Source organism: Methanobrevibacter sp. UBA417 (assembly GCF_002508845.1).
GTDB classification, from domain to species: Archaea; Methanobacteriota; Methanobacteria; order Methanobacteriales; family Methanobacteriaceae; genus Methanobrevibacter_A; species Methanobrevibacter_A acididurans.
This window is the reverse complement of the sequence record NZ_DAZC01000036.1, coordinates 102,366-122,370: the sequence shown is the minus strand read 5'-3', so window position 1 is coordinate 122,370 and position 20,005 is coordinate 102,366. Positions and strand designations below refer to the sequence as shown.

Sequence of the window (20,005 nt, the reverse complement as noted above, 5' to 3'; positions counted from 1 at the left end):
ACGCCCTATCCAACTAGGCTACGAGCCCTCATTAACAAGATGTATTAACATCTGTTTTTTATACTATATATATGTATCTATTAAATTAATTCTAAAAAAAAAATTGCAGAAAAATAAATTTTATTGACTAATCAATAGATTAATCAATAATATAAATATTAAATTTAACCTTCTCCTATAACATTACCATTACCATCAATGATAATACAATCTACAGTATTTCCATCTTTATCATGTACATAACAGTACCAATCATTATCTTTCCATACTGCAGCAGAAACAGAACATCCTTCTTCTTCTACATGTTCATTAGCTATTTCTATTGCTTTAGTAGAATTTATATGGCTTGTAGTACCTGATCCAGAATCTGATCCAGAACCTGAACCTGAACCTGAACTTCCACTTCCGGAATTAGTTCCTGATCCGGAGTTTCCATTAGTGGAAGTACTATGTCCACCATTGCTTGATCCACTAGAACTTCCTCCGTTGCTAGATCCACTAGAACTTGTTCCTGAGCTTCCACCATTGGAACCAGATCCAGAATTTGCAACATTAGAACCAGAATTGGAACTAGGTTGGCCATTTGAAGAACTACCAGCACTATTTGAATCAGTAGCTTGGGTGGTATTGTTTCCTAATCCATTACCTGCACTGGCAAGGGAATCTGCTGAAGGTGTAAATCCTGCAAGATCTGAAAATGCATTATCAGGGTTTGTTAATCCGTATGCTGTAACTCCTGCAGCAATACATAAGACAACAATTACGGATATAATTATATTTGCATGATCCATTCGATTCACCTCGGTTTACTATTATAAATAACTTAATCTTTTTAGATTTAAGACTTTTTTTAATTAATAAAATTTTTTTTAAAAAATGTAACCTTTAAAAGAATTTTTTAAAGGATTTTTTATTACATTAAATTTAAAAAATGATAAAATTTAGTGGCTAAAAATTTTATTAATATATTATTATAAGTATCTTTACTATTATAAAGATGTTGGTTAATTAAATAAATATATAACAATTGAATATTATTAATTTTTTAATTTTTATTACTTAGTTTTTTATTTTTCATTTCAAACATTAATTATATGAATTCTATTCCAATAAACAAAAGATCAAATTTATTAAAAATTTTTTTTAAAAATTATTAACCTTTAATTTTAGTTTTAATTTATAAATTTCTAATATTTTTCTTATTAATTTTATTCTAAGTTTCTTATAATTGGAATTTAATCAAATAATTTTGATTATCATATATAAACCTTTCTTTTTAGTTCAAAGCATAAGTTTATTAATACTATTTATTTTAAAATAATAATTGTTAGTTTCTAAAATTTTTTAAAAAATAAGAGGTGACACATTTGAGCGAAAAAATAGTTATATCTCCTACATCACGTCAGGAAGGACATGCCGAACTTGTCATGGAAGTCGATGATGAAGGGATAGTTACCAAAGGTAGATACTTAAGTATCACTCCTGTTAGAGGCTTAGAAAAGATGGTTGCTGGAAAACCACCAGAATCTGCGATAGTATTATGTCAAAGAATCTGTGGTGTTTGTCCAATTCCTCATACTCTAGCTTCAGCAGAAGCAATGGATGATTCATTAGATATACAAATTCCAAAGGCTGCAGCACAATTAAGAGAATTAACAATTTCTTCTTCTAATATAAACAGTCATGCAATACACCATTTCTTAGTTGCACCGGATATAGTTCCTGAAAATCTTTTTAAAGATGCAGTAAATTCTGTAGGTACAATCCGTAAAAATGTACAATATGTAGTAGATATGGTAGCTGGTGAAGGAATTCACCCTTCCGATGTAAGAGTCGGTGGTATGGCAAGAAATATTACAGAATTAGCACGTAAAAAATTATATGCTAGATTAAAAGCATTAGTCCCTGTTGTGGATGATCATGTTGATTTAATCGTAGGATTAGTTGAAGATGCTGATTTCCCAGAAGGTTTAGGTGCAATTGACCAACCTATATTTGCAAGTAGTAATGGTTACGGAGACAGAGACTTCTTTGATCTTGAAAGATACAGAGAACTTACTCCAGAAGCATGGTATGATGACCCTGAATTAGGTAAAAAAGCATGTACATCCGTACCTTTATACGATGGTGTAAATGTAGAAACAGGTCCAAGAGCAAGAGCTGCTAAATTTGGCGGATATACCGGTAAAGGTGTCAAAGCTCAACATATAACCAGAGCTTACGAAATGAAAAACTATTTATCTAAAGCACTTAATCTTTTAGATGAATTAGATACTTCTGCAAACACCATGGCTGATTTTGACCCTAGAGGAACAGGAAAACTAGGTGTAGGTGTAATTGAAGCACCTAGAGGTACTGATATCCATATGGGTGTAGTTAAAGATGGCAGAATCCAATATTATAATGCTTTAGTTCCAACAACTTGGAATATTCCAACAATGGGGCCAGCAACTGAAGGATTCCACTATCAATACGGAGCTCATGTTATTAGAGCATACGATCCTTGTTTATCATGTGCTACCCACGTAATGGTAGTTGATGATGAAGATAAGAGCGTTATCAAAAATGACATGGTGAAAATTTAAACAACTAATTGAGGGAAATTATGCCTTATGAAGCAGAAAATCTGGTAGTTGGTTGCGGAAACGTATTATTTAAAGATGATGGTTTCGGACCTTATGTTATAAAAGCCTTAGAAGAACGTTTTAAGGATAAAGATATGCCAGAAGAAACTATGTTTATTGATGCTGGAACTAGTGCAACACATTATATATTTTCATTACCTGATGAAAGATGGAAGAAAATTATAGTAATTGATGTTGTAGAGTTTGGGGCTGAACCAGGAACACTTAAATATTTTAGTCCTTTTGATATGCCTAAAGGAAAATATGAAAGTGCTCACAGTTGGCCAGTAGAAGAACCCCTTCAAGACTTAGCCGAAAAAATGGATGTTATAATTGTGGGCTGTCAACCAGGTGAAATTACTGCACCTGATGTTGTGATGGGCTTATCTGACCCTGTTGAAAAGGCTATTCCTGAAGCAGTTGAGATGATTTTAAAGAAATTATAAGAGGTATGAGGGTTTAGCAATGTCTTTTATAGAAAGAATTAAAAGGTTTTTAGGCATTGGCTCTAAACCGGATGAATCTAAAGATGAAGAAGCTAAAAAAGAAGCTATTAAAGAAGAATCTAAAGAAGAAGCTAAAAAAGAAGCTGTAGTAACAGCTAAAAAAGAGGCTATAAAATCTGAGGAAGCTTCTAATAAAGCTAAATCATCTGAGCCAAAGAAAGAGAAATCTTCAAAACAGGAGGATGGAAAAGTGGCTGATAAACCAAAAATAGGATATATTCACTTAAGTGGGTGTACTGGAGATGGAATGTCATTAACTGAAAATTATGATATTCTTGCAGACTTACTCACTGACATGGTGGACATCGTTTACGGACAAACTTTAGTTGATGTATGGGATATGCCAGAAATGGATTTAGCATTAGTTGAAGGTTCAGTCTGTTTACAAGATGAACACAGTTTAAAAGAAATTAAAGAAATAAGAGAAAAAGCAAACTTAGTATGTGCTTTTGGATCTTGTGCATTAACCGGATGTTTCACACGATACTCTCGTGGTGGACAACAAGGTAATCCAAAACATGAATCATTTGTACCAGTTGGAGATGTAGTAAAAGTAGATGTTGCATTACCAGGATGTCCTGCATCACCAGAAATTATAGCTAAAACTGTAGTAGCTTTAATTAATGGAGATATGGATTATTTACAACCTATGTTAGACATGGCAGCATGTAACCTTGCATGTGGTTGTGATTTACAAACTAATGTTGTAAATAAAGCTTTATGTACTGGTTGTGGAACTTGTGTAATGGCTTGTCCTACAAGAGCTCTCACAATGGTTGAAGGAAGACCAGCTCATGATAAAGATAGATGTGTAAAATGTGGTTCATGTTATACACACTGTCCAAGATCTTGGTTCCCTGAAGAGCAAATTAAAAAGGATTTAGGACTATAGGAGGATTTAAATATGGTATTAGGTACTTACAAAGATATAGTCACTGCTAGAGCTACAGATAAACAAATCCAAAATGTCTCACAAGATGGTGGAATAGTTACAGCATTATTTACCTATGCATTAAATGAAGGTATTATTGAAGGTGCAGTTGTTGCAGGTAATACAGATACTCCATGGCAACCTGAACCAACAATAGCTATGAGTGCAGATGAAATTATTGCTGCTGCTGGAACTAAATACACATTTTCTCCAAATAATGCTGTTTTAAAAGAAGCAGTAAGACAATGTGGTATTGAAAAATTAGGAACAGTTGCTACACCATGTGAAATAATGGGTCTTAGAAAAATGCAATCTTACCCATTTTCCACAAGATTCTTAGCAGATAAAATTAAACTTTTAATAGGTATTTTCTGTATGGAAAACTTTTCCTATGCATCTCTTCAAACTTTCGTTGAATCCAAATTAAATGGATCCATGGAATTAACAGATAAGATGGATATTGGTAAAGGTAAACTATGGATTGAAGATCCAAAAGGTAATACTGGATTAAAATTAAAAGAAACACACGGATATGAACAAGCTGGATGTAACATCTGTAAAGATTATGTTGCAGAATTAGCTGATGTATCTACTGGTTCTGTAGGATCTCCTGATGGATGGTCTACAGTATTAACTAGAACTGATGCAGGTAAAACTATATTTGATGCTGCTGTCGAAGCTGGAGTTATTGAAACTAAAGCTGTTGATGAAGGTAAATTTGGTAAACAAATGCTTGAAAAATTAGCAGGTCAAAAGAAAGATAAAGCTGCAAAAGAATCAAAAAGTAGAATGGAATTAGGATTACCTGTACCTTGGTAATTTGACTTCTTAAAGGTAATTCATTTTTAATTAAATGAATTTACCTATTTTATTTTTTTTATACTTATTTTAAAATCTTTTTTTATAATTTATATTTTTAGAAAATTTTAATATTCCTAATTTTTAGTTTCATAAAAAAATTATTGTAATCATAATTTTTTGGTGATAAAAAATTTGGTGGATATTTTTATAAAAATTAAAAATAGTAATTATTATTTAATTATCATTTTTTTTATAATGTAGTTACTTTACAACCATCTGGTTCTACTATAACAGTATGTTCTTTTTGAGAAACCCATGCACCTGATCTTTCTTTAAGTGCAGCATAAGGATAGATAGACATTGTTTGTGATAATTTTCTAAGTGATGCATGTGCTCTGTTTGGATTAAATTTTTCTGTTATCCATCTACCTGAAAATGGTAAGTCATGGTAATTATTTTCTATATAATCTATTACTTTTTGATCGTGTTTTATTCTATAAGGTTTATTTTTTAGGAATGAATAGATATAAGAATTTGGAGTATCATTTACTAAACCAATTCCATCTGTAGCAAAAGGTTCTATTGCGATAGCTTGTCCTTCTTTTAATTTGGTTGTGTCGTGGTTATTTATATTTGGTATTGATAATCCTGCATGTAAATTCCATTTTTCTAAGCTATGTCCAGTTAAATTACTTACAGGGTTTAATTTATATTCATGTATTGCATCTTCAATAGCTTGACCTATTTTACCTATTTCCACTCCTTCTCTAACTGTACTTATTGCTGCTTCTAATCCTGCGGCTGATGCTTCGATTATGTTTTGATTTTTATTTAATGTTTCTTCGTCAAATAAATCTTCTAAATTATCCCCAGGAACCATTATTGTTACAGCAGAATCTGCTACATATCCATTTATTTCGGTACCCATATCTAATTTAACTAAGTCTCCTGTAACCATTTTGTTTGTATCATTTATTGGGGATGTGTAATGTGCGGTGATTTCATTTATTGATACATTACATGGGAATGATATTCCTGCACCTGCTTTTAATGTTTCATTTTCTACATAGCTTACTAAGTCTAATATAGGTAAATCATTTTTAATGAGTTTTACAGCATTGTTTCTTATTTTTGATAATATTTTTCCTGCTTTTTCGTAGGATTCTATTTCATCAGATTCCATTTTTTCTCCTTCATATTTTTTATTAATTTTTTTTTATTAGTATATCTACTTTTTTTGGTTTTACCTTTTTCAAAATTTTTATATACTATTTATTTTATATTTATAATTAGTATTTATTAATTAATAATTATTTTACTTAATTAATAATTTGGAGGAAAAAATTTTATGATGGCTTCAAATTTTGCAATTCCTAATCAACTATTTATTTTGATTTTAGCGGTTATTTTAGTAATTGTTATTGTGTTAGTTGTTGTTCAGTGGAGAAAAGTTGCTGAATCTAAAAATACAATTAATTTAATGGAAAAAGAGATTGAACTTAAAAAAATTGCTATGGTTGAAAAAGATTTGGAAAACAAACGATTAATGGAAAATCCTGTTCAGTTACCTAAAGATCAACAAGAACATCTTACTCAAATAAGAACTTCTACTGATGATGTTCGAGGTAATGTTGGTTATTTACATAGTGAAATCAATGAAAGATTAGCTAGATTAGAGGCTCAAACTGAGCAAAAGAAATTAGAAGGAATGCTTAAAGATATAGAACAAAAAGAAAAGAAGCTTTATAAAAAGTAAAACTTTATTAGGAGAGTATGTGAATGGATATTGTGGAAATTGTAGCTATTATTATTCTTATTCTTGCTATTGTAATTTTGCTTTATTATATTATTAGTGCTAAATCTAATGTTTTAGATAAAGTTAAGGATTATGTTCCTGCTTCTATGGATACTGGTGAACCTGAAACTATGCCTTCAGGTGCTTATGGAAATGAAGAGGATAAGGTTTCTATGGGAGATAAGATTAAATATACTTTTAAAGATGTTCCTAGTTCTTTAAATAATTCTACTGATCTTTTTTCTAAAAAGTTAGATTCTTTTTTAGATGAAAAAAGTGAGGAGTTAATTGAAGATTGGTCTTTAGTTACTAAAGATGATTTAAGTGATCTTGAAGAAAGATGCGATACTGCATGTGAAAGTATTGATGATTTAGAAAAAAGATTCAATGATTATCAAACCAACACTGATGATAATATTGCTGATTTAGATACTAGATTAAAGGCTTTAGAAGATTTAGATAAAGAATAATTTTTTTTATCTTTTTTTTTTAATTTATTATGCAAAACCTTTATATAGTATGTTAACATAATTATATATATCCAATTCTTATGGATTATAATATTTTTTTATAAGAATTTTTAATTTGTATAGCAGGGTGGGGTAGTCTGGTGATCCCGCGGGGCTCATAACCCCGAGAGCCCTAGTTCAAATCTAGGCCCTGCTACTTTTTTTATAAACAATTTTTTTTATACAATACTATTTTTTAATTAGATTATTTTTCGAAAAGTTTTTTATATTAAAATCTGTTTATATTATAATATATGGTGCAAGCTGAAGACAGCTGCTGGTTTATATTTTTTTATAAACTAAGGAAACTCCGCCCATCATTACAGAACTACAATGTTGAAAAACATATGCTGAGAAGTATGACTCTGGAGCAGAAACGAAACGTCTTTTAATGAATGACTATGATGTTTAACTGATTGACATTAAAAGGAACGGTGAAACGGCCAATCTGTAGGATGCAAGGGCAAAAAATGCTGATGACAACTGTATGAGGCAAGGTAGTCCGCTAAGATGAATGCTGATAAAACAGAAGGTGGGTTATTCTCGGCAGGCACCATATTATTTTTTTCATTTATTATTTTTTTCTTTTTTTTACTTAATTTATAAACTTCATTTGATATTTTTAAAGTATAATAGAAAATTATTTATTCTAGTTTAAATTAATTACATATCAATTCATTTAAATGGAGGTGAAAAAAGTTGAAAAAAATTAATAGATTAACACTGATATTTCTAATAATCTTTATTGTAATGGTTAGTATTGCCTCAGTAACTGCTGAAAACAATTTTAATGACAATTCTTTATCTTCTTCATCATTATTAAGTAATGAAAATATAAGTCAAATGTCATCAAGTAATATTACTCTATTAAATTCAAATGATACAAATACAGTTAATAGTGTATTATCAACAAATCAAAATTCATCAGAAACTATCAATAATCTAGCTGCTACAAATTCATTAGGTGTAAATAAACCTACAACCACAATAAAAGTCTTAGATGCTAAAAATAGTAGTTCAGGAAATTATAGTGAAGAAGGATTTTTAATTTCTAATGCTACTGTTAAAATCTATGATTCTAACAATCAACTTGTTTATTCTGGTATAACTAATAATGAAGGTACAATTACAACTAACTTATTGGATTATGGAAAGTACACTCTCAATGTGGAATATTCTACATATAATCCTATTATGAAAAATTTCACAGTTGATTCATTTAATACAGTAACTGATGTTCGTTTTATTCCAGATATCTGTTTATTAGTTTATTATGGTGCACATTCAGAAAAAGTAGATTATTTAATGAATCTTTCTAAAAGAGTTTATTATATTAATACATATCCTGATTTTGAATCTAATAAAATTTGGTTGTTAGATTATGCAAATTATATACAATTAGATATGTATGCAGCTGATACATATCAATTTGATACAAGTATACTTGTTAATTCTCCAGCAAATAAAAATTATATGGTCTCATATACATTTGGAGTTTATAATTCTACACTTCTTAATAAAATAGGAATCAATTTTGTTGGAGCTAATTCAAGTAATAATACTCCTAATACATTAGCAAATACATACATAGGATCTTATTTCCAATCAAATGATATAACTGATATGGATGTTTTAGAAAAAAATATGGAAAACTATTATGCATATATATTATATCTATTAGGGAATAGTAATGTAAACCCTACTTTAAATTCCAGTAGAACCCCATTATTATCATCTAGTTTTGGAATATACCATCCAAGTCTTGGAAAATTATGTTCCACTCCTAATCAAACTTTAATTAATCAATGGATTTTAAAAGATTCTGGATATAATAGTGATGGTCAAGGAAGTCTTAACTGGATGACTAATGAATATGTAAAATGGCAAGATGTAAATTCTAATGTTCAAACATTATTTAATCAATTTGAATCTTGGTATAAAAATTATAATCCTAATTTAAATTCTTCTTATGTGATTATTGCAAGTTATTATCCTGGAGGAAATTTAGTTGATTCAATGATAAAAAAATATGAAGCTCAAAATCGTAGCGTATTTAATCTTTATCAAAGTTCAACAAGTCCATCTATTGCTTCTTTACTAACAAATATTTATAATATTTCTACTAGAGGTGTTAGCTTAGTTAATTCATTATATTCATGGTCAATGGATTATGAAAATATAGGAAATGGTGGTGCAATTAGTGCATATACTCAAATGAATATCAATATCATAAGAGCTTTAAATGAAGTAAGTGAAACTAGTTATTTAAGTACTTATGGTCCACAAACAGAATGGACTTATGCGGTAACTATACCTAGTTTTGAAGGTGTTTATGGAGCTATACTTTGTAGTTATCTTGATGAAAATGGAACAGAAGTAGTTATTGATAGTGGTGTAAGTAAATTAGTTGAAACTTCACTTGGTTGGGTTAATCTTAAAGAAAAAAATAATACAAATAAAAAAATAGCTGTAGTATTATATGATTATCCACCAGGTAAAGGCGAAATTGGAGCATCATATTTAGATGTTTTCACTAGTGTACACGATTTATTAATACAATTATGTGATGCAGGTTATGATATTGGAATGAGTAAAGATCAAATTCCAAATGTAACAACATTATATACAATTATCTCAGAAATTGGAAATAAAGGTGTATGGGCTCAAGGTTTATTAAATCAATATGTGGAAAAATATTATAATAATTTAACAGAAAATGGACAATTAATTGATTTTAATAAATATTTAACTTACTTCAATTCTTTAAATAAAACTCTACAAAATAAATTAGTTGAATATTGGGGATCTAGTATAGGAAATGTAATGGTTTATAATAATACTTATATTGTAATTCCTGGAATGTCTTTTGGTAATATATTCATAACATTTCAACCAAGTAGAGGATGGGAAAATGTAGAAGATTATCATAGTTCTTATCTTCCACCTTCACAACAATATGTTTCATTTTATAAATGGTTACAAAATGATTATAAGGCAGATGCTATAATCAATATGGGAACTCATGGAACTATAGAGTTTTTACCTGGACGATCTATAGGTCTTCAAGCTGATGATTGGACATTTGAATTGATGAGTATTCCAACTATTTATCCATATATAGTATCTAATCCTGGTGAAGCAATGGTTGCGAAAGATAGATTAGGTGCATTAATTATTAGTCATATGACTCCTGCAACTGTTATATCTGAATTATATGGTAATTTAACTACATTAAATACTTATATTACAAATTATGAAACTGCAATTAAGAATAATGCTTCAGATTTAGCTTCTCAATATGAAAAATTAATACTTAATATGTCAAGCAGTCTTGGTTATACTCAACCTAGTAAAAATCAAAGTTTTATTACTTGGGTTGATGATTTACATGAACAACTTGAAGATTTATCTAATGATGTAGTAACATTAGGATTACATACTTTAGGTGTAGGTTTAACTGGTGATGAATTAATTCAAGAGGTAATAACTATTGTTGCTTCAAGAACTTCTATCTATGATAATATTTTGAGCATGCTTTATCCTAATCTTTCTAAATTAGGTTATTACTCTGTATTACATAACACTAATTATACTAAAGAAGTGGATGTTATTCAAGGATGGCTTACTGAAGTAGTTACATATTTAGTTCCTGGTCAAGAAAATTTAAGCGATATTGCTACATTATGGAATATTTCTAAAGATTCAGATTTTTATAGTTCTTTAGTTTTTGCTAATTCTACAATTACCAATTTAGTGAATAATTATGAATGGAAATCAATTATAAATGCTTTATCTGGAGGATATGTTCAACCAGGTTTAATGGCAGATCCTTCTTATTCAGATAGTTTACCTACTGGTACAAATGCTTATACTGTAGATACTACTAAAATGCCTTCTAAAGCTGCTTGGGAAACATCTAAAAATATAGCTAACAAATTATTAGTTGATTATTATGAAGCTCATGGTAAATTCCCTGAATTAGTTGGTTTAATTATGTGGGGTACCGAATTACTACGTACTGAAGGTATTGGTATAGGTGAATTCTTATATTTACTAGGAGTTACTCCAACATGGTCTACAACAGGTACAGTTACTGGAATTGAACTTATTCCTTTAGATAAGTTAACTGTAACACTATCTAATGGTTCTGTATTAAATAGACCTCGTGTTGATGTTTATGCAAGTATTGTTACTAGTAATGTAAATTGGATAAGTCTTTTAGTAGGTGCTGTTGATTTAGTTTATAATAATACACCTAATGAAGATGCTACTGTTAATATGGTTAAAAAGCATTATGCTGAAAATCCAACTTTAGATAGGTTATTTGGTTTACCTGGTGCAGTTCTTGAAGGAACTGGAATGAGTGATTTTATACCTAATACAAATAAATGGCAAAATGATACTAACATCAAATCCACTTTAGCAGATATTTATCTTTCAAGAGTATCTTATTCTTGGAATATTAAAAATGGTAAATTAGTTGTTACTCAAAAAAGAGCGGATTATGAATATTTACTTAAAAATGTTGATATAATTACTCAAAATATAGATAGTACTTGGAGGTTCCTTGATTCTGATGATTATTATGATTGGTTTGGAGGAATGGTTGGAGCATCCAAGTATTTAGGTGGAAAAGCTGATACTTCTGTAGTTGATATTAGAAATAAAAATGATATTATTACTCGTACACTTTCTGAAGAGTTAGAGTTTGAGGTTCGTTCAGTTATATTAAATCCAAAAGTACAAGCCTCTTTACTTGGAGATAATCCTTCAGGTTGGCAAGCTTATGCTAAAAGATATGAATATATTTTTGGTTTTGAAACTGTAGCTGGAGGAAATTCAAATATTAATTCTGGTGGAGGTTCTTCTAGTGGTTCTAGTGGAACTGGTTCTAGTTTATTCTCTAATGGAGTTTATGATGCTTTAGCTCAGAATATTATTGGTATTAGTTCATCAGCTAATGCGGATTATAAAGCTGTTTCATTCCAAACTTCTGCTGCTTGGATGGTTTATTCTTATCAGAAAGGTTATTGGAAAGCGGATAAAACTACTTTAACTAAATTAGTTGATACTTATGTTCAATCTGTTGTTCAATATGGATTTGCTTGTTGTCACCATACTTGTGCTAATTTAGAATTTAATAAAATGGTGATGCAGATGTCTTCTCTTTCACCAGAGACTAAACAGCAGTATTCTGATATGTATGAAGCTATGACAGGTAGTAATCAAGCTTGTTATTCTGCTAATGGAGGTAATGCTAATCCTTCTGGTGGTGGAACTTCTAGCTCTGGCAGTCAAGGTGAGTCTGGTAGTTCTAGTTCAGGTTCTTCTGGTAGTTCTAGTGCTGGTAGTGCTGGTTCTTCTTCAAGTGTTGGTACTTATGATCAGTCAAGTAGTTCGGATATTAGTTCTAGTGATAGTTCAGGTTCTAATAGTAATAGTAACTCTCAACAAGATTCTAGTAAAGGCCAATCTTCTGATTCTGGATCTTCTAGTAAAGGTGATGCGTATGAAATGTCTACATCTTCATCTTCTTCTAATCAATCTAAAGGGTCTATGCCAGTGGCAGTTATTGCTTGTATTCTTGTTTTATTAGCTATCTTTGGATTTGGATATATTAGGGCTAAGAAAAATAATGATGATGATGATTATTAATCATTATTATTTTTTATTTTATTTTTTTCAATCTTATTTTATTTTTTTAAGGTAAACTTTATTACTTACTTTTTATTATACTTAATATTATACTCAATTTAGATTTAATTTAATAAATTTCATTTTATTAATTAATTATCATTGATGTATTAAGAAATTTGGGGCCTTTCTTTAAAAATTTGGAATATAAGTAATATTTTGGCTTCTTTTTTCATAGAAAAAAAATAAATGGTGAAAAATAATGAAAGTAACAAAAGTTACATTAATTTTGGGAATATTAATAATATTTCTAACTATAGGTGTTGCTAGTGCTACTGATATAAATTATAGTTCTAATAATATTGGAGATTCTAACAGTTCTGATATAAATCTAGGAACTTCTGATATATCAACCAATACGATGGTTAGTACATCAAATAATATCAATACACTTTCAGCATCTAATAGTTACAATATAACTGATGACTCATATTCAAATTATTTTAATGAGTCTGGAAATATAAAGTCATCTTCTGGAATAAGTTCTGGAGATACTATTAATATAGGAAATGTAAATGGGAAAAATTTTATTATAAATACTCCTTTAACTATAACAAACTTAAATTCAACAAGTGTTTTAGCTAATGGTTCTATTACTCTTTTATCTGGTAGTGATGGATCTACTATTTCAGGTTTAACATTAATTTCAAATACTACTAATGGTATTAATGTTTATTCTTCTAACAATACCATAACAAATAACAATATTAAGATAACAGGAAATAATAGTTATGGTATTTATGCTGAAGATGGAAATAATAATATAATTTCAAATAATATAATTTCAATGAATGGTATCAATTCATATACTTTTGCTATTGATATTCAAGCTGCTTCTTATTTTAATGATCCAACAGGAACTGCAACTATAACAGGTTATAAAATTACTAATAATACAATTAATGGAATTGTAGATAGTAAATATTATGCAGGACTTTATGCTTCAGGTTTAATTAACAGTATAATTTCTAATAATAATATTAATATTTCTTCTAATAGTTTTGTTTATGGTATTGCTATATCTAATAATTGGGGATTAACAAATTCAACTGGTAACATCACTATAAGTAAAAATCAAATTTCAGCTAAAGGACAAATGGTTTATTTAATTGAAACCTTTAAAAATACTGAAATGAATATTATCGGTAAGGAATTATCTGCAATTGGTAACGGTGTTTATGCTATAGCTGCATACTCAATTACAAATAGTAATATTAATAATAATCTAATCAACATTATTGGTGGAAACATTTCATTATTAAATATTACTAATAATGATGTTATAAAAAGTGGTAATTCTGCAATTACATTAGTTGGAGATTCTACTGGAAACAATATTAATACTAATACTATTAAAGCAGTTGATACTTTTGCAATAAACCTTGAAAGTTCATCTAATAAAATAGATAATAATAATATTGTTTTAAATACAACTAAAAATTATACAAACTACATGTTAGCAGCTATTAATATAGTTTCTAATAATCCTATTAAAAATGTAACACTCACTAATAATAATATAAATTATGATAGTGCAGTAAAATATGTTTATGGAGTATATTTATCTGTTAATTATCCTTATACTGGGGAATTCACTTCATTTACAATAAACAATAATAATATCACTGGTAAAGGTTATGAAAATATGATCTATGGTGTTTATGCTGTAGGTTTAGATAATTCTAATATCTTAAACAATAATTTTAAGCTTGAAAATAATGGAATAACCTATGGAATTTCTGGAAATAATGTATATAGCTCAACTGTAATTCCAAGTAATGTTACAATTAGTAAAAATACAATTAATTCAAAAGGAATCATGAATTATTTAATTGGTTCTTTATTCATGATTAATAATTATACTATATCTGATAATGTTTTAATTGGTGAAGGTAAAGGTGTTTATGCAATTTCTGGATATTCCCTTACAAATAGTACAATTAACAATAATAATATAACTATTATTGGTGGAAATATTAGTAAAATAGCTTTAAATAATTCTGATGCTATAAAAAGTGGAAATGCAGCTATTAAATTAATTTCTGGTTCTACTGGAAACTCTATTTCTGATAATTTAATTAATTCCACAAATGCAAATGGTATGGATATTGAAAGTTCATCTAATTCTATAAATGATAATGTTATTTTTATAAATAGTGATGATGGTATTGATGTAGGTAGTTATGGATCATCTAGTATAGCTGGTATTTATGCTTCTGAAGATGGATTAACTGATTTAAATATTAATAATAATGATATTTTATTAACAGGTAATGCTGATTATAACTATGGTATGAATATAATAGCACCTTATCCTGCAACAAAAAATATAACATCTATTAAAATCACAAACAATTCAATTTTAGCTAATGTAAATAGTAATTATATGGCTGGTATTTATACTAATGCAGTTAATAGTGAAATATCTAATAATTTCATTGATATTAATTCTAATAATTTTGTTTATGGTATAGCTACAGATCCATTTTATCCAAGTACTGGTGGTAACAATATTATAACCTATAATAATGTCACAGGAGAAGGTGTCGATGTACGTTTAATCGAAGTTACTTCTTCATCTAATGATACTATAAATTATAATAATCTTAAAGCTAAAGGAAATGCTGTATATGGTGTAGCAGGCTACGCTTTAGATAACAGTGTAATTAATCATAATAATATGACTTTCATTGGTGGAAATGGAAGCTCAACTCAAAGTGGTGGAGATATGATTCCATCAGGTAATGCAGCAGTAATATTAATAGGTAACTCTAAAAATTCATACATTACTAATAATACATTTAACACCAATCAAAAAATTTATATCAATCAAACTGGTGCAACAAACTTAACCGTATATAATAATACAAATAAATCAGCAAGTCTAAAAACATTTTTAATTTGTAATAATATGGTTGAAGTTTATGGTGCTGGTCAAAATTTCACTGGTAAGTTACTTGATGAATTTGGTGACCCTATTGTTGGTCAACACATTGCTTTAAATTTAACTCGTTTAAATGATGGTGCTAGTAAGATTTATGGTGTTACTACAGATCTCACTGGTGAGTTCCAATTAGAAATTAATCTATTTGTAGGTAATTATACTGCTAGTGCTAGTTATAATGGATTTAGTAAAGATAATCTCACATATTTACCTTCCACTTCTAGTGTTGCTAGTATTCAAGTTGTTACTAAAATTGATAATCGTACTAGTACTATTTTAAGCAATAAAAATTTCACTGAAGTTTATGGTGCTGGTCAAAATTTCACTGGTACTTTAAGTGATATTAATGGTAGTCCTATTGTTGGTCAGCATGTTGCTTTGAATTTAACTCGTTTGAGTGATGGTGCTAGTAAAATTTATTGGGTTACTACTGATAATGCTGGTGAATATCAATTAGAAATTAATCTATTTGCAGGTAAATATACTTGTTTATCCAGTTATGATGGTAACGGTCTTTATCAACCTTCAACTAGTAGTCTAACTTCTATAACCGTAACTAAAGCATAAGAATATAAACTTTAGAAAAATTGAATAAAAAGAGAAAAATTTATTTTTTTCTTTATCCTTTTTCTAAACTTTTTTTAAATTTTTTTTTAAGGTGAATTAAAAATGAAAAAATTAAAAATCATAACATTTTTATTAATTTTTATAATATTATCAATTAGTACAGTAAGTGCTACAGATTTAAATGATAATGTTTCTTCAATTTCACAAAATTATAATAATACAAATAGTTTAACAGATTCAATTTCATCAAAATCCCCTAATTTAGAAAATTCTAATGATATGAATACAAATATTTCAATGTTTAACACTGTTTCTTCATCATCAAAAACAGTACAAGTGACTGAAAATTCTTACTCTAATTATTTTGATGAAAACGGTAACTTATTAAGTTCTAGTGGGATAAATAATGGAGATACAATAGATTTATCTGGAACTTTTATTAATAAAAATTTCATAGTTAAAAATCCTTTAACAATTACCAGTACATCAAATAATGCAATTTTATATAACGGAACTATAACTATTTATAATTCTGGTTCTGGTTCTTCTATATCTAATTTAAAAATTATTAATAGTAACTCTGACGGTTTTGGAATAATTCTTTATAATGCAGAAAATAACACTATATTCAACAATAATATCTCTGTAAATGGTGTTGGAGCAATGGCCATTGCATTAAATACTGGTTCAAATTACAATAACATATCAAATAATTATTTAGAAACTAAAAAAACTTCAGAAGGCAAAACTCACTCAACATTAGTATTAGGTGGTGCAAATTATAACACTATTAAAAATAATTATGTAACTAATGATGGAGTAAATGCTATATACTTATCTTATTATGGTTCTGGAAAATTTAGTGGAGGATATTCTTATTATAATACTATAATAGGAAACACAGTTACTTGTCTTATAGATAATCCATCTTCATGGAATTATGCTATTCAAATGATGGGATATAATAATAAAGCAGAAAATAATAAGGTTATTGGTACATATCGAGGTATTTCATCTACTGGTAATAATAATTCTATTATAAATAACAATTTAACTAATATTATTGGCGATTATGCTATAAGTGGTTCAGATGATTCTTTAATTTCAGGAAATACAATTTCAAGTTCTACAGTTTCTGCTGGAATTTATGTTTTAAGTAATTCAAATGTAACAAACAATATTATTCATGTTAAAGGATCAACTATAGGAATTAGAAGTGCAGGCGATAATATAATCATATCTAATAATATTATAAATACAGTTTCTGGTAATGGTATATACACTATGGGTGATTTTTCAAACATTGTGATAACTTCCAATAATATTTCAAGCAATTCCGGAGTGGATATTTTAATTAAAAAACAATCAAGTACAAAATATCCTAAAAATTTAAGTATTACAAATAATACTGTTTTAACATCTGCAGAATATGCTATAGATGCTAGAGAATCTGATACTTCAACAATTATTAAAGATAATACAGTCATTGGGGAAGCTAAAATAGGATTACCTTCAGGAACAAATTCTTCAGGTAATCAAACAGATTTTAATGGAACAGTCTATAATATAAATAATGATAATTTTTCAAATTTCTTCGATAGTACAGGTCAAATCATAGTAGGTACCTTAAAAGACGGAGATACTATCATATTTAATGGAAAATTTACAAATAAAAATTTAACCTTAAACTCTAAATTAAAAATATTAGGTAATAATGCATTCTTCTATAACTCCACAGTTAAAGTAACTGCATCTGGATGTGATATTGAAGGATTAAACATTATAAATAATAATCCTAATGCAATAGATCAATGGGGTATATATGTAAATGGTGCATCTAATGTTAAAATTATAAATAATTATATTAATGTTACAGATAAAGATGCAGCTTATGCAATTTACATTTATGATTCATCTAACAATAATGTAAGTTATAATACATTAATATCTAATGGAAAATACTTAACATACACCATTTTAACTTATGCAGCAAGTAATAATTATATTGCTCATAATAATGTTTATACTAACGGAACAAGTGAAGTACATCTTTTTGAACCTGAAGCATGTATTGATGGGGTTCATAATATTCCAGAAATATACAGAACATATGGTATTTTAGCATTATACTCATCTAATAACAATATCACCCAAAACAATGTAAATGTAACATCTGGATTAACAAAAGAATATTCTCCATATAATGAATCTACAAACTCAATAGTTGGTATAGATATCTATTATGATAGTCATAACAATACTGTTGATTCTAATATAATAAGTTTAAGTTCATTTGATCCATTTATATATGGTACAGGAGTATTAGGAGCTCAAACAAATATTGGAAATACAAGTGCTGAAAATAATTGTTTTAAAAATAATAACATTAATATTAAAGGAAACTACTTTGTATCTGGTATTATCACTGGATATAACAGTATAAACACTAAAATATTTAATAACAAATTAACTTTAAATTCAAATGATTATGCATATGGTATTACATTAGAAATAAGTCAATACAACAAAATTAAAGAAAACATAGTTAATATAAACTCTAATACCATTTATACTATAGAAATTTTCCAATCAAATAATAATACTATAAGTTCTAATAAACTTTTAGGAAATGGTAGTTATGTATATGGAATTGCAGGGTATATGTCATCAGATAATTTAATTAATTCTAATAATATTCAATCTTTAGGAAATTCATTAAAAAATATTGGGTCTACATTACATTCTGATGCAATACCTCTAGGTAATAGTGGAATATTCCTTTACCAAAACTCCAATTCAAATAATATAACAAATAATACTATTAAAACAACTGCCGTTTATGCTGTAAACGCTACCACAAACACTAATTATGTGATAAATAACTCTCTAATCTCAGCTAATTATACTGGAAATAATGCAGTTAATCCAAAAACAAATTTAGTTCATGATAATTATGGAAGTAATGATAATATTTCTACTGTTTTAGTTTGTAATAATATGGTTGAAGTTTATGGTTCTAGTGAGAATTTTACTGGTAAATTACTTGATGAGTTTGGTGATCCTATTGTTGGTCAACATGTTGCTTTGAATTTAACCCGTTTAAGTGATGGTGCTAGTAAAATTTATTGGGTTACTACTGATGGTGCTGGTGAGTTCCAATTAGAAATTAATTTATTTATAGGTAATTATACTGCTCGTGCTAGTTTTGATGGTTTTAATCAATCTAATGTTACTTATTTACATTCCACTTCTAACGTTGTTAATATTCAAGTTGTTACTAAAATTGATAATCGTACTAGTACTGTTTTAACTAATAATAATTTTACTGAAGTTTATGGTGCTGGTCAGAATTTCACAGGTAAATTATGTGATATTAATGGTAATCCTATTGTTGGTCAGCATGTTGCTTTGAATTTAACTCGTTTGAGTGATGGTGCTAGTAAAATTTATTGGGTTACTACTGATAATACTGGTGAATATCAATTAGAAATTAATTTATTTGTAGGTAAATATACCTGTTTATCCAGTTATAGTGGTAATAATGCATATCAACCTTCAACTAGTAGTTTAACTTCTTTAATCGTAACTAAAGCATAAAGCTTTAAACTTTAGAAAATAATAAAAAGAAAAAAAA

The 20,005-nt window shown here is 28.2% G+C and carries 11 protein-coding genes, 1 tRNA gene and 1 other RNA gene; 11 read left to right on the top strand and 2 right to left on the bottom strand.

Features of this window, described 5'->3' with window-relative positions; translation table 11 throughout:
- Positions 1–164: 164 nt before the first annotated feature.
- Positions 165–791 (bottom strand): endoglucanase, encoded by a 627-nt coding sequence (locus BP769_RS08445; protein WP_413824326.1) that lies wholly within the window; start codon positions 789–791, stop codon positions 165–167.
- Between the two features lie 576 nt (positions 792–1,367).
- On the opposite strand from BP769_RS08445, the gene frhA reads away from it, so the two are divergent.
- Genes frhA through frhB form a run of 4 tightly spaced genes read left to right on the top strand, consistent with a single transcriptional unit; the run spans position 1,368 to position 4,880 of the window.
- Entirely contained in the window at positions 1,368–2,585 is a 1,218-nt protein-coding gene (gene frhA / locus BP769_RS08440; protein WP_413824324.1) for a coenzyme F420 hydrogenase subunit alpha, read from the top strand.
- A 20-nt stretch (positions 2,586–2,605) separates the two neighbouring features.
- Positions 2,606–3,070, top strand: coding sequence for a coenzyme F420-reducing hydrogenase, FrhD protein (frhD, locus tag BP769_RS08435; protein ID WP_413824322.1), 465 nt, complete (start codon positions 2,606–2,608; stop codon positions 3,068–3,070).
- 19 nt (positions 3,071–3,089) lie between these two features.
- Positions 3,090–4,022, top strand: a complete 933-nt coding sequence (gene frhG / locus BP769_RS08430) for a coenzyme F420 hydrogenase subunit gamma (RefSeq protein ID WP_413824320.1) — start codon at positions 3,090–3,092, stop codon at positions 4,020–4,022.
- A gap of 12 nt (positions 4,023–4,034) precedes the next feature.
- A complete protein-coding gene (frhB, locus tag BP769_RS08425) occupies positions 4,035–4,880 on the top strand; it encodes a coenzyme F420 hydrogenase subunit beta (protein WP_413824317.1) in 846 nt (281 codons plus the stop codon).
- 232 nt (positions 4,881–5,112) lie between these two features.
- Here frhB and map read toward each other — a convergent pair whose 3' ends face one another.
- On the bottom strand, positions 5,113–6,045 hold the full coding sequence (map, locus tag BP769_RS08420; RefSeq protein ID WP_413824314.1) for a type II methionyl aminopeptidase: 933 nt from the start codon (positions 6,043–6,045) through the stop codon (positions 5,113–5,115).
- A 168-nt stretch (positions 6,046–6,213) separates the two neighbouring features.
- Here map and BP769_RS08415 point away from each other — a divergent pair, with 168 nt between their 5' ends.
- The 7 genes from BP769_RS08415 to BP769_RS08385 all read left to right on the top strand — a co-directional run bounded on the left by BP769_RS08415 (position 6,214) and on the right by BP769_RS08385 (position 19,968).
- Positions 6,214–6,618, top strand: a complete 405-nt coding sequence (locus tag BP769_RS08415) for a hypothetical protein (RefSeq protein WP_413824334.1) — start codon at positions 6,214–6,216, stop codon at positions 6,616–6,618.
- A 23-nt stretch (positions 6,619–6,641) separates the two neighbouring features.
- Positions 6,642–7,127 carry a hypothetical protein gene (locus BP769_RS08410; protein ID WP_413824311.1) on the top strand — a complete coding sequence of 162 codons (486 nt, stop codon included), beginning with the start codon at positions 6,642–6,644 and terminating at the stop codon, positions 7,125–7,127.
- Between the two features lie 121 nt (positions 7,128–7,248).
- Positions 7,249–7,323: transfer RNA gene (locus tag BP769_RS08405), tRNA-Met, on the top strand.
- Positions 7,324–7,425: 102 nt separating this feature from the next.
- Positions 7,426–7,718: RNase P RNA component (gene rnpB / locus BP769_RS08400), an RNA gene on the top strand.
- A 147-nt stretch (positions 7,719–7,865) separates the two neighbouring features.
- A complete protein-coding gene (locus BP769_RS08395; RefSeq protein ID WP_413827079.1) occupies positions 7,866–12,821 on the top strand; it encodes a cobaltochelatase subunit CobN in 4,956 nt (1,651 codons plus the stop codon).
- Between the two features lie 241 nt (positions 12,822–13,062).
- Positions 13,063–16,371 (top strand): beta strand repeat-containing protein, encoded by a 3,309-nt coding sequence (locus tag BP769_RS08390; RefSeq protein WP_413824306.1) that lies wholly within the window; start codon positions 13,063–13,065, stop codon positions 16,369–16,371.
- A 102-nt stretch (positions 16,372–16,473) separates the two neighbouring features.
- On the top strand, positions 16,474–19,968 hold the full coding sequence (locus BP769_RS08385; protein WP_413824304.1) for a beta strand repeat-containing protein: 3,495 nt from the start codon (positions 16,474–16,476) through the stop codon (positions 19,966–19,968).
- Positions 19,969–20,005 lie beyond the last annotated feature (37 nt).

Bases quoted from the DNA above. Each gene is read 5' to 3' on its own strand.
- BP769_RS08445 (WP_413824326.1), bottom strand. From the start codon at position 791: ATGGATCATGCAAATATAATTATATCCGTAATTGTTGTCTTATGTATT.
- frhD (WP_413824322.1), top strand. From the start codon at position 2,606: ATGCCTTATGAAGCAGAAAATCTGGTAGTTGGTTGCGGAAACGTATTA.
- frhG (WP_413824320.1), top strand. From the start codon at position 3,090: ATGTCTTTTATAGAAAGAATTAAAAGGTTTTTAGGCATTGGCTCTAAA.
- frhB (WP_413824317.1), top strand. From the start codon at position 4,035: ATGGTATTAGGTACTTACAAAGATATAGTCACTGCTAGAGCTACAGAT.
- map (WP_413824314.1), bottom strand. From the start codon at position 6,045: ATGGAATCTGATGAAATAGAATCCTACGAAAAAGCAGGAAAAATATTA.
- BP769_RS08415 (WP_413824334.1), top strand. From the start codon at position 6,214: ATGGCTTCAAATTTTGCAATTCCTAATCAACTATTTATTTTGATTTTA.
- BP769_RS08410 (WP_413824311.1), top strand. From the start codon at position 6,642: ATGGATATTGTGGAAATTGTAGCTATTATTATTCTTATTCTTGCTATT.
- BP769_RS08390 (WP_413824306.1), top strand. From the start codon at position 13,063: ATGAAAGTAACAAAAGTTACATTAATTTTGGGAATATTAATAATATTT.
- BP769_RS08385 (WP_413824304.1), top strand. From the start codon at position 16,474: ATGAAAAAATTAAAAATCATAACATTTTTATTAATTTTTATAATATTA.